Here is a 12130-nt window from a genome sequence, read left to right on the forward strand (position 1 = left end):
CGTCGGCGGCTGACAGGTCCACCCCGAGCCGGGCATTTCGGTCGTACGCGCGACCGGTCGCTGTGGCGCACCGCCGCGCCGCATCCAGGGCACGTTGTCGCGCCGCGTCCGTCCAGGACGCGCCGCCGTGCCGTCTCCGCTCAGCTCGATGGCAGAAGGACCGTTCATGACGATTTTCCGTGCCCGCCCCGCCGCGACCCTGGTGGTCGCCGCCGCGCTGGCCGCCGCCGCGACCACCACCGGAGCGGCCGTGCTCAGCGGCCCGGCCGCAGCCGCCCAGGGTTGCCGGGTCGACTACACGCCCAACCAGTGGCCCGGCGGATTCACCGCCACCGTCAAGGTCTCCCCGGGGGACGCGGCCGTCTCCAGTTGGACCGTCGCCTGGACGTACGCCGGGGACGAGCGGGTCACCAGTGGCTGGAATGCCACGGTCAGCCAGTCCGGATCGACGGTGACCGCCCGCAACGCGTCGTACAACGGCAGCATCCCGGCGGGCGGCTCCACCGAGTTCGGGTTGCAGGGCACGTACGGCTCCAGTGGTGGCGCGCCGACCGGGTTCAGCCTGAACGGCGTAGCGTGCAACGGCGCCACGCCGCCGCCGACCACCCCGCCGCCGACGACGCCGCCACCCACCACGCCTCCGCCGACGACGCCGCCGCCGACCACCCCGCCGCCCACCACCGAGCCGCCGACTGCGTGTGCTGGCGCGGCGCTCTGCGACGGCTTCGAGGGCCAGACCGGTTCGACGCCCTCCGGTGACTGGGCCGTGGTGAGCCCGGACTGTTCCGGCGCCGGTGCCGCCACCATCGACACGGCGATCACGCACAGCGGCAGTCGGTCGGTCCGGATCAACGGCGCCGCCGGGTACTGCAACCACGTCTTCGTCAGATCCACGAAGAACCTCGGCAGCGTGGGCAACCTCCGGTACGGCCGGATCTGGGTCCGGCACACCACCGCCCAACCCACCGAACACACCACGATGATCGCCATGGCCGACGCCGCCGACGGCAACAAGGACCTGCGGTTGGGTGGCCAGAACGGCGCGTTGCAGTGGAACCGCGCCTCCGACGACGCGACCCTGCCCGAGCAGAGTCCGGCCGGGGTGGCGCAGAGCCTGCCGTTGCCCACCAACCGGTGGACCTGCGTCGAGTTCATGGTGGACGGTGCGGCCGGTCAGCTGCGTACCTGGGTGGACGGCACCGCCATCCCCGGGCTGACCGCTGACGGCGCACCCACGCACGACATCGACGGCCAGTGGTACAACCGCACCTGGCGGCCGCAGCTCACCGACCTGAAGCTGGGCTGGGAGAGCTACGGCGGCGGAGCCGACACCCTCTGGTACGACGACGTCGCTCTGGGGTCCAGCCGGATCGGCTGCTGACCCGTCGGGGTCGTGGGCGGGGGCCGTCAGCGGTGCCCCCCAGATCCGTGAATGTGCCAAGGGTGTGACCCGGAAACCGGGTCACACCCCTGGTCGTCATTGTTCTCATTCACGACACGGCGGGCACCCAGTTGCTCACCTCACCCGGGAGGATGTCTGGACACTGTTTGGTCCGCGCGGTGGCAAGGGGCGGGAGCGCATTGCCCACGTCCGCCCTCGACAGCCGTGCGGTCGGGGACCGAGGAGAGGCGACAATGGACCGCACGTTGGCCGACATCCTGGACGCGGCGGCGCAGGGTCGTTTCCCGCCGTCGGACGGCGGGACCACGGTGGTGCCGCAGCCGAGCCGCCGCGACGCCGGAGTCATCGCGTTCACCGGACACTCGGTGGTGTTCACCGGCGAAGATCCCCAGTGGGTACGTCGTACGCTGGCCACCGTCGACTGCGACCCCCTGGCTGCCACGATGAATCCGCGTTTCCTGGGTGCGCTGCTCGACCGCACCCGGCGCTCGATGGACACGATCGACCTGCTGACCGTCGCGAGTTGCCTTGACGGGCCGCCTCCGTTGCAACTGACTGAGCTGGTGGACGCGGATCATCCTCGCGAGGTCAGGTCGCGTCGGCGTCGTGACGACATCCGTGTCTGGGCCGCCGAGGGTGGGGTGGTCGTGCTCGGCCGCGGGGTGGCCGGCCGTTGGGAGGCGGCGATCGAGGTCGACGACGAGCGGCGTCACCGGGGCCTGGGGCGGGCGCTGGCGACCGCCGCCCGACATCTGGTGCCCCACGGTCAGCCGGTCTGGGCCCAGCAGGCCGCCGGCAACGCGCGAAGTGTGCGCGCCTTCCAAGCGGCGGGCTTTCGACCGGTGGGTGCCGAAGCGCTTCTTCTCCCGACGTAGGCGCCGCACCGGACGATCCGCACGTACCACTGTGGGCCAAACCGTGATCGGAAGGAGGGTTTCCGAGATCACCCCTGGGGGCATCCCGGCGGATGAAGTCAGCCGCTCGTTTCCCCTGATCGAGGAGAGCACCATGTCGGTCCAGGCATTTCTCTACGTTGTCGCCGTCATCCTGATCGTGCTCGCTGCTCTGCCGCTGCCCACGAGGGGTGTCTCGCTCGCGCTTCTGGGCGCCGCCTGCGCCCTGCTCGCCTACGCCTGGCCGGTGATCACCGACTGATCTTCCGTCAGTCGTCGTCGATGCGGCCGGTGGCCGGCAGCCAGAGCGTGATCGGGCTGCCCGGCCACCGGCCGCGAGTTTGTTCGCTTGCTGAGTCTCTTTCATACGCGTAGGAAGAACACCACCCGTCGATCCGCCGTCCAGCGTCGAAGGAGATGCGTGTGACCACCTCCAGAGGGCTCCGTCTCGCCGTGTCCGTGCTGGTGGCAGCAGGCACCGTCCTGCTCGGCACGGCGGCCCCTGCCGCACCGCCAACGACTCCCGCCCCGGCCGGGCATCCGTCCTGCGACCCGATCGACCCGACCGCCTGCCTGCTGCCGTTTCCGAACGACTACTTCACAGTGCCGGACCGGAGCAGCGCCACCGGCAAGCGGGTGCGGTTCGCCGCCGCCGCGATGCCCGCCAACGTGCAGGGCACCCCGATCGACCCGACGGAGTGGAACCGGCAGGACGGGTTCAGTCCGGGCTCACCGATCCTGGTGCGCGTACCCGGTCTCGACGCCGCGGCGAGCGGGATCGCGCCGGTCACCGACATCGGCCGCTCGCTGGCGCCGAACGCGCCGATCGTGCTGCTCAACACCCGCACCGGTGAGCGCACGCCGTACTGGGCCGAGCTGGACGCGTACGCCGCCGGCCAGCCCGACCGGCAGCTGCTGATCATCCGGCCTGCGGTGGCGCTGACCGAGGGCACCCGCTACGTCGTCGGGTTGCGCGGTCTGCGGGACGGCAACGGGGCGTTGATTCCGGCGCCGAAGGCGTTCACGGCGTACGTGACGAGTGCCGGCCTCAGGCAGCGGGACGCTCGGGGAACGCAACTGAGGCGGATCGTCGCCGAGCTGAGCCGGACCGGCGTCAAGCGGCACAGCCTCTACCTGGCCTGGGACTTCACGGTGGCCAGCCGGCACGGGTTGACCGGGCGGATGCTGGCGGTCCGGGACGACGCGTTCGCCGACCTCGGCCGAGCCGCGCCGTCGGTCACCGTCAACATGGTCACCGACTATTCGCCGGAGCAGGATCCGCTGATCGCCCGGCAGGTGACCGGCACCATCGGCGTACCGTCCTATCTGACCGGCGACGGCGGGCCGGGCTCCCGCCTGCACTACGGGCCGGCCGGCGGCGCCGGGACGCCACCCACACCGAACGCAGTGCCCACGCCGTCCGGCGCGACGGTGGCGGCGGACTTCGTCTGCAACATTCCGCGCAGCGCCTCGGCCGCGCGGCCGGCTCATCTCTCGCTCTACGGCCACGGACTGCTCGGCCGACCGACCGAGATCAACGCCGGCAACGTCAGGACGATGTCGAACACCCACAACTTCACCTTCTGCGCGACCAGTTGGATCGGCATGGCCGCCGCCGACGTTCCCTTCGTGGCCAACGCTTTCACCGACCTCAGCGTCTTTCCCGCGGTGGCGGACCGGTTGCAGCAGAGTCTCCTGAACTTCCTCTTCCTGGGTCGCGCGATGATCCACCCGGCTGGGTTCGCCGCGCATCCGGCGTTTCGGGACGACACCGCCCGGCCGCTGATCAATCGCGTCGGTGGGCTGCACTACGACGGCAACAGCCAGGGCGGCATCAACGGAGGTGCCCTCACCGCCATCGCCCAGGACTGGACCCGGTCGGTGCTCGGCGTACCGGCGATGAACTACTCCACGCTGCTGCAACGCAGCGTGGACTTCGCGCCGTTCCAGACGGTGCTCGACGGCTACTACCCGGACACTGCCGACCAACAGCTGGTCCTCGCGCTGCTGCAGATGTTGTGGGACCGGTCCGAGGCCAACGGGTACGCCCAGCACATGACCGACCGGCCACTCCCGCGCACCCCGGCGCACCAGGTGCTGATGCACGTGGCCTTCGGCGACCAGCAGGTCTCGCCCGCCGCGGCGGAGGTGCAGGCGCGCACCATCGGCGCGCGCCTGCACACTCCCGCTCTCGCCGACGGCTGGTCGCTGGACGTGCGGCCGTACTGGGGCATCACGCCGATCCGCCGCTACCCGTACACCGGCTCGGCGATCGTGATCTGGAACAGCGGCGCGGCGTACGCGCCGCCCCCGACCAACCTCGCCCCGGCCGGACCGGAGCACGGCGACGATCCGCACGAGTTCCCCCGCGCCCAGGCCGGAGCCCAGAAACAGAAGGCGGTCTTCCTGCTCACCGGCAAGGTCGTCGACGTCTGCGGACGGACACCCTGCCCGTGACGCAAGACTCGGGACGAAGCGGGGCGCTGGCCGTGCCAGCGCCCCGCCGGGGAAACGCCGAGCCGGGTCAGCAGCGCACCTCGTGAGCAGGGACCGCCGGCTACGCTGGCGGCTCGACCGCCTCGACGAGCACCTCGAGCACATGCCGGTACGGCTGGCCGGTGGCCCGGCTCATGCCCATCTCGCAGGTGCGGTTGCAGGAGGCGTACGCGTCGTGGTCGCGCTCGTTGATCTCGGCGGCCTGCGCCGCGGTGGCGCTGGCGGTGACCTCGGGGTGCAGCAGCCCCCGGTCACCGGCGAAGGCGCAGCACCCCCAACTGTCCGGCACGGTGACGGTGTCGGCGACCGCCCCGGCCACCGCGCGCAGGTCGTCGATGCCGCCCAGGTGCACTGTGGAGCAGGTGGGGTGCAGGGCCAGCGAGCCCAGTCGCCGGGGCTGCGGCAGCGCCGGCAGGAGGTGCTCGGCGGTGAAGGTCACGCTGTCGACGAAGCGCAGCGCGCCGTACCGCGCCTGGTGCTCCTCGGCCAGCGCGGCGGTCAGCTGTGTCAGCCCGTGCGTGCACGATGACGCGTCGCACACGACGGGCAGCCGGCCCTCGTCGCTGGCCGCCCAGAGCGCGGCCAGCGTCCGCTCGGCCATCTCACGGTGACCGGCGGGGTAACCCTTGGACTGCCACGGGGTTCCGCAGCACAGACCCGCCGTGCCGGTCGGTACGACGAGCGGCACCCCGGCCAGTTCGCAGAGGCGCAGGAACGCCGCCGCCGAACCGCCGGACGAGCCGTCCTCGGGTGCGAAGAGGCTGCCGACGCAGGCCGCGAAGAACACCGCCTGGGCGTCCGGCGTGCTGCGCGGGGTGGGGCGGGGCGCGCCGGCGCGCGGCATGTCCTCGCTCCACATTGGCACGAGTTCGGTGGCGCCGAGCCCACGGATCATCCCGGTGGCGGCCCGGGTCACCGGCGTCGGCACGGCGTGCGCGGCGGTCAGCCCCACCCGGACGCCAGTCACGGCAGCCTGCCAGTGCCGGGCGGCGGTGCGGGCGGTGCGCTGGGCGCGAGGGCTGTGCCGCTCGGCGCGCAGCCGTTTCATCGCCGCCCCGGTGTCGATGCCGACCGGGCAGGCGGTGACGCAGAGGCTGTCCGCGGCGCAGCTGTCCACCGCGGCGTACTCGTAGTCGGCGGTCAGCTCCCGGCGGCGCTCCTCGTCGCCGGCGGCGGTGGCGAGGGCGATCTGCCGTTGCAGGACGATGCGCTGCCGGGGCGTGGTGGTGACGTCGGCGGTGGGGCAGACCGGCTCGCAGTAGCCACACTCGACGCAGGCGTCCAGCTCGGGGTCGACCGTCGGGACGGCCTTGAGCTGCCGCAGGTGCACTGTCGGGTCGTCGTTGAGCAGCACACCGGGGTTGAGCAGACCGCTCGGGTCGCACAACCGCTTGAGTTCGCGCATCACGTCGTACAGCTCGTCGCCGTACTGCCGGCGGACGAAGGGCGCCATGGCCCGACCGGTGCCGTGCTCCGCCTTGAGTGTTCCCCCCTCGGCGAGCACCAGGTCGACCATGTCGTCGGTGAACCGGGCGTAGCGATCGATCTCGGCCGCGGTGTCGAAGGACTGGGTCAGCATGAAGTGCAGGTTGCCGTCCCGGGCGTGTCCGAAGATCACCGCGTCCGGGTAGCCGTGCCGGTCGAACAGGCGGATCAGCCCGTCGCAGGTGCCGGTCAGGCGTGGCATCGGCACCGCGACGTCCTCCAGCAGGGCCGTGGTGCCGGGCGGGCGGGCCCCCGCGACGGCGGTGTAGAGGCCCTTGCGCAGGTGCCAGAGGTTGGCCCGTTCGCGCGGGTCGCGGGTCAGCTCGGTGCCGGTGACGGCCGGCAGCCGGTCGAGCACGGGCCGGGCGTCGGCCAGCGTCGCGGCCAACTGCTCCGCGCTGTCCTCGGCGAATTCCACCAGCAGCGCGGCGTGCCCCACGACAGTCAACCCACGAAGGGCCGGGCTCACGCCCGGGTCGCGCTGGCTGACCCGCAGCGCGGCCGCGTCGAGCAGCTCGGCGGTACGGGCGCCGGCGGCGAGCAGGGCCGGCAGCGCGTCGGTGGCGTCGGTGAGACCGGGCAGGATCAGCAGGCCGGTGGCGGCGTGGTCGTGGATCTCGACGGTACGGAAGACGGCCTCGGCCACGAAGCCGAGCGTGCCCTCGCTGCCGATCATCAGGTGGGCGAGCATCTCGACCGGGGTGCTGTGGTCGAGCAGCGAGTTCAGCCCGTACCCCATGGTGTTCTTCATCGCGAACAGCCGCTCGATGGTGGCGCGCGACCCCGGCGTCGATCGCACCCGGTCGCGCAGGCGCAGCAGCCCGGCGTGCAGCTCGGGCTCGTCGGCCCGCAGCCGGTCGTCGGCGTCGCGGGCGCCGGAGTCGACGACGGTGCCGGACGGCAGCACGAAGCGCAGCGACTCCATGGTGCGGTACGCGTTGTCGGTGGTGCCGCAGGTCATCCCGCTGGAATTGTTTGCCACCATGCCGCCCACCGTGCAGGCGGCCTCGCTGGCCGGGTCCGGGCCGAGTCGGCGTCGGTAGCGGGCCAGCCGGGCGTTGGCCTGCCGGATCGTCAGGCCCGGCTGGAGCCGGATGCGGCGGCCGTCGTCGAGGACCTCGGCGTGGCGCCAGTCGGTGCGGACGTCGACCAGCACGCCTGCGCCGCCGGCCTGCCCGGCGAGGCTGGTGCCGCCGCCGCGCAGGGTCAGCGGCACGCCGGCCTCCCGGGCGCCGGCCATCAACGCCCCCACCTCGGCGGCCGAGGCGGCGCGCACCACGGCCTGCGGCTCGAACAGGTACGGCGAGGCGTCGTGCGCCGCCGCCAGCCGCCGGGGCAGCTCGGCGCTGGCCCGGCTCGGATCATCGAGGCGCGCGCGTAGCAGCTCGGCGACCGCGCGGGCGCGAGCACCGGCCGCGGTCGGCGGTGGCACTGGTACGACGGGTCTCATCGGCGGATCCTCCCGGGAGCGTGGTCAGCCGGCCACCGGCGGCACGGCGGGGCGGCCGGCGATAAGCAGTCGGCGGGGAGCGGTGCTGGCCGGAGCCGGCAGCCGCAGCGGCTGCCGGCCGGGGGTGATGTTGCCGAGCACTGAGGCGTGCCGCGCACCGGTGCCCGAGCGCAGGGTGCCCGGCAGCCCGTGCACTGTCAGGTAGCCCAGCAGCGCGAAGGCCAGCGCCTCCTTGGCGTCCGACGCGACGCCCAGGTCGTCGCTGGAGGACAGCTCGACGCCTGGCAGCTCGTCGGTGATCATGCGCATCAGCGTCGGGTTGTGTGCGCCGCCGCCGGAGACGACGAGCCGGGTGACGCCGTGCTCACGGCAGGCGCCGGCCACAGTGACCGCCGTCAGCCGGGTGAGCGTGGCCAACACGTCCTGCGGGTCCGGTGTGGGCGCGTCGGCGAGGGCGGCGAGCAGGTAGGGCAGATGGAACAGCTCTTTCCCGGTGCTCTTCGGGCCGGGCAGCCGGTAGTACGGCTCATCGAGCAGCCGCCGAAGCAGGTCCGGGTTCACCTGCCCGGCGGCCGCCCCGCGCCCGTCCCGGTCGTACTCCTCGGTGCCCCCGCTGAAGTGGCGGGCGGCGGCGTCGAGGAGCGCGTTCGCCGGACCGGTGTCGAGGGCGAGCGGGTCGGCGTCCGGCGCGACGACGGTGATGTTGGCGATGCCGCCCAGGTTCAGCGCGGCCGGGACGCCGGGCAGGCCACCCAGCAGCAGTGCGTCGAAGAGGGCGACCAGGGGAGCGCCCTGGCCGCCGGCGGCCACGTCGCGGCTGCGCAGGTCGGCCACGACCGGAAGGCCGGTGGCCTCCGCCATCCAGGCCGGCTGACCCAGCTGGAGAGTGCCCCGGACCGTGCCCTCCTCGACCCAGTGGTGCATGGTCTGCCCGTGCGAGACGAGCAGGTCGGCATTGCCGTCGCACAGCTGGGCGAGGGCCTGCACGCCGGCCTCGGCGAAGGCCTGGCCGATGCCGGTGTCCAGCACGCAGATCGCCTCGGTGGTGGTCGCCACGGGCGGCAGGGCCGCGGCGATCTGCGTGCGCAACTCGTCGGAGTACGGGTGGCTGAGCCGGCCCAGCGGTCGCATCCGCACTGTTTCGCCGCTCATGTCGAACTCGGCCGCGGCGGCTTCGATGCCGTCGTAGGAGGTTCCGGACATCAGGCCGATCACGCGCATCACGTCCTCCTTCATGCCCGGCCGGCTGGCGCCGCCGCCGCGTCGTCGTCGACCTCGTCGGTACGTCCATGGTCGTACGGCGTCTCCGGGGCCGGGTGGAACCGGCTGGACACCGCGCCGACGACCAGGGTGATCAGGACGCCGATCGGGACCAGCCACTGCGCGGCGATGGCGGTGGCGGTGGTGGTCCCGGCCGTCGTCACATCGATCTTGACGTAGCGCACGATGTAGGTCATCACCGCCACGGTGACCAGGAAGGCGATCACCGCGTCGACCTGGTTGGCCCGCTTGACGAGACGGCCGAGCAGGAATGCGCCGAGCAGCGCCCCGTAGGTGTAGCCGGCGATGGTCAAACCGGTCAGGTAGACGTTTCCGGTGCTGGAGCTGAACGCGCAGGCGAAGACCGCCATCAGCACCGCCCAGACCAGGGTCATCACCCGGGCGAGGCGGAGCATCGTGTCGTCGGAAGGGACCTTGCGGAAGAAGCTGTGGATGAAGTCGGCGACTGTGGAGTTCGACATCGAGTTCAGCGCCGAGGACAAAGAGCCCATCGCGGCGCCGAGGATGCCCGCCACCAGCAGACCCGAGATGCCCACCGGCAGGGCGTGCAGGATGAAGCTCGGGTAGAGGTTGTCGCTGCTGGCCAGGCCGAGTTCCTTGAAGGTCTGACCCTTGTTGTACGACCACAGCAGCGCGCCGACCAGGGAGAACGCCGCGAACTGGATCACCACGAAGATGCCCGAGGAGATCATCGCCTGCTGCCCCTCGCGCAGCGTGCGGGTCGACAGGATGCGCTGCACGATCAGCTGGTCCGACCCGTGGCTGGCCATCGCGAAGATCGCGCCACCGATGATCGCGGTCGGCAGGGCGAACGGGCTGGTGAGCACGTGCGAGAGGGCGAAGTTGGTGTCGAAGAGCTGGAACTTGCCGGCGTCCAGCGCCTGCGAGTAGCCGTCGAAGCCGACGGCGTGGCTGAGCACCGCGATGGCCAGGATCGCCCCACCCAGGTACAGCCCCATCTGGATGGCATCGGTCCAGATGACCGCCTTGATGCCACCGAGGTAGGTGTAGACCACAGTGATGAGCGTCAGGACGACGATGATGGCCTGATAGCCGACATTCAGCCCGAACTCGTCGAGAAGAAGCTTGATGGGGATGGCCGAGGCGAACAGCCGTACGCCCTCGGCGAGCAGGCGGGTGAAGACGAACGTCACCGACGCCAGGCCCTGAAGTTTCAGGCCAAACCGCTCACCGAGGTACTGGTAGGCGCTGACGAACCCACCCCGCTTGTAGAGCGGGATGAGCACCGCGGCCACGACGACCCGACCGATGACGTAGCCCAGGGCCAGCTCGACGTTGCCGAAGCCCTGACCGCTGTAGGCCCCGCCGGGAACACTGATCACGGTCAGGACGCTGGTCTCGGTGGCGACGACGGAGAACGAGACGGTCCACCAGGGCAGTCGACCCTCGCCAACGAAGTAGTCCTTGGCGGACTTCTGTTTACCGGACAGGCGTAGTCCGACGTAGGCGATCACCACGAGGTACAGCACGATCACGACGAGGTCGAGTTGACGCACGGCTCGCTCCCAACCAGCGATTGTCAATAAGTGACGTTGACTCACCCTAACGCGAAACTTTTTGCCACCGCCCGTCCGGGCTGGTTACGCTGTGGTTTCAGCCTGCTGATACGGGGACTGTTCGCAGCTGCGCCCTCGGCCTGGCCGCGGCGGCGGGTCGCGAGGACACGCTCGACGGCGAGCCGCCGGGCGACCGGAGGACCTCTCCCCGCCGGCCGGCGACTGCACACCAGCGAGAGGAACGAGCACCCCGTGGACCTCAGCACCCTCGGCACCGAGACCCGCAACGACAAGACCGGCGACCTCGACCGGATGTCTCCCACCGAGTTGCTTCTCGCGATGAACGACGAGGACCAGACTGTCGCCGACGCCGTCCGCCGGGCCGTGCCGGACATCGCCGCCGCCGTCGACGTCATCGTGGCGTCGCTCCGCCAGGGCGGACGGCTGATCTACCTCGGCGCGGGCACCAGCGGCCGGATCGGCATGCTCGACGCCGTCGAGATCCCACCCACCTTCGGTACGACGCCCGAGCGGGTCGTCGGTCTGCTCGCCGGCGGGGCGCGAGCCTTCGGTGTCGCCGTCGAGGGCGCGGAGGACGATCCGACCCGCGCCGTCGCCGACCTGGACGCCGTCGGCCTGACCGCCCGCGACACGGTGGTCGGGCTCGCCGCCAGCGGCCGTACCCCGTACGTGGTCGGTGGGTTGGATCACGCCCGCGCGCTTGGCGCGGCGACCGTATCGGTGGCCTGCAACACCGACGCGGTGACCAGCCGGCACGCCGACGTCGCCATCGAGGTGCCCACCGGCCCCGAGGTGCTCACCGGCTCGACCCGGCTCAAGGCCGGCACCGCCGAGAAGCTGGTCTGCAACATGCTCTCCACCGCCACGATGGCCCGGCTCGGCAAGGTCTACGGCAATCTGATGGTGGACATGAACGCCACAAACGAGAAGCTCGTCGACCGGGCGCGTCGGATCGTCGCCGAGGCCGCCGACACCGACCTCGACACGGCCGCGCGGGCGCTCGCGGCGGCGCACGGGCACGCCAAGACGGCCATCGTGCTGCTGTTGGCGAACTGCACCGCCGAGGAGGCCGCGGCCCGGCTGCGCGCCGCCGACGACGACGTCCGGGCGGCCGTCGCGGCCTGATCCAGGGCTTCGCGGCGGCGTCTTGTCGGGGTCCGGGTGAGGGCGAGCGGTAGCTCGTCGTGGTGGTGGCGGCACGATGCCACCGCCCGGCATTCTGATCGCACGGTGTCCCGAGCAGAAAGCCCGATTGACGAAGCGCCCCGTCCATTGCGGACGGGGCGCTTCGTGGTGTCAGTCGAGCTGGGTGCCCGGAACCGTTCGGTCCTCGTCCGCGTCGCCGTCGGGGGAACTGGCCAGCTCGATCCGGGGGGACCGATCCGGCGGGAGGTGGGCGAAGTCGGCGATGACGACGACATCCACCTCCCCGTCGATCATCGTCTGCTCGACGGTCTCCCACGGGGCCCGCATGATTCCTGCGAATCGGTAGGAGTGTTCGCGAAGGTGGCTGAGACACTTCGCGACGGCGGGCTCCGACGGCTCGATGTGGGCGGGAATCCAGATAACGGCGATTTCCATGAAC

9 protein-coding genes are annotated in these 12130 nt (G+C 71.6%); 5 read left to right on the forward strand and 4 right to left on the reverse strand.

Translation table 11 applies throughout. The features are described 5' to 3' along the window. Positions 1-166 precede the first annotated feature (166 nt). From PSH03_RS18930 to PSH03_RS18945, 4 genes are all read left to right on the forward strand, one after another. On the forward strand, positions 167-1381 hold the full coding sequence (locus PSH03_RS18930; RefSeq protein WP_238689925.1) for a cellulose-binding domain-containing protein: 1215 nt from the start codon (positions 167-169) through the stop codon (positions 1379-1381). Positions 1382-1635: 254 nt separating this feature from the next. Next, positions 1636-2277 (forward strand): GNAT family N-acetyltransferase, encoded by a 642-nt coding sequence (locus tag PSH03_RS18935; RefSeq protein WP_238689926.1) that lies wholly within the window; start codon positions 1636-1638, stop codon positions 2275-2277. Between the two features lie 133 nt (positions 2278-2410). After that, a complete protein-coding gene (locus PSH03_RS18940) occupies positions 2411-2557 on the forward strand; it encodes a hypothetical protein (protein ID WP_167337290.1) in 147 nt (48 codons plus the stop codon). Positions 2558-2712: 155 nt separating this feature from the next. Then, the gene (locus PSH03_RS18945; RefSeq protein ID WP_238689927.1) at positions 2713-4752 is read left to right on the forward strand and encodes a hypothetical protein; all 2040 of its coding nucleotides are present in this window, start codon (positions 2713-2715) and stop codon (positions 4750-4752) included. Between the two features lie 100 nt (positions 4753-4852). Here PSH03_RS18945 and PSH03_RS18950 read toward each other — a convergent pair whose 3' ends face one another. The 3 genes from PSH03_RS18950 to PSH03_RS18960 are packed head-to-tail and all read right to left on the reverse strand — an operon-like array spanning position 4853 to position 10524. Next, entirely contained in the window at positions 4853-7726 is a 2874-nt protein-coding gene (locus PSH03_RS18950) for an FAD-binding and (Fe-S)-binding domain-containing protein (RefSeq protein WP_238689928.1), read from the reverse strand. A 24-nt stretch (positions 7727-7750) separates the two neighbouring features. Further along, complete coding sequence (locus PSH03_RS18955; protein ID WP_210787487.1) at positions 7751-8947, reverse strand: anhydro-N-acetylmuramic acid kinase; 1197 nt, start codon at positions 8945-8947, stop codon at positions 7751-7753. 11 nt (positions 8948-8958) lie between these two features. Further along, positions 8959-10524: a sodium:solute symporter gene (locus PSH03_RS18960; protein ID WP_210787488.1), complete on the reverse strand. Its 1566-nt coding sequence runs from the start codon at positions 10522-10524 to the stop codon at positions 8959-8961. A 252-nt stretch (positions 10525-10776) separates the two neighbouring features. Between PSH03_RS18960 and murQ the strand changes: the two genes are divergently transcribed. Further along, positions 10777-11670 (forward strand): N-acetylmuramic acid 6-phosphate etherase, encoded by an 894-nt coding sequence (gene murQ / locus PSH03_RS18965; protein ID WP_238667857.1) that lies wholly within the window; start codon positions 10777-10779, stop codon positions 11668-11670. Between the two features lie 171 nt (positions 11671-11841). On the opposite strand, the gene PSH03_RS18970 is transcribed toward murQ, so the two are convergent. Next, positions 11842-12126, reverse strand: a complete 285-nt coding sequence (locus PSH03_RS18970) for a hypothetical protein (RefSeq protein WP_210787490.1) — start codon at positions 12124-12126, stop codon at positions 11842-11844. Positions 12127-12130 lie beyond the last annotated feature (4 nt).

This window comes from Micromonospora salmantinae (assembly GCF_022230905.1).
Classification (GTDB): Bacteria; Actinomycetota; Actinomycetes; order Mycobacteriales; family Micromonosporaceae; genus Micromonospora; species Micromonospora salmantinae.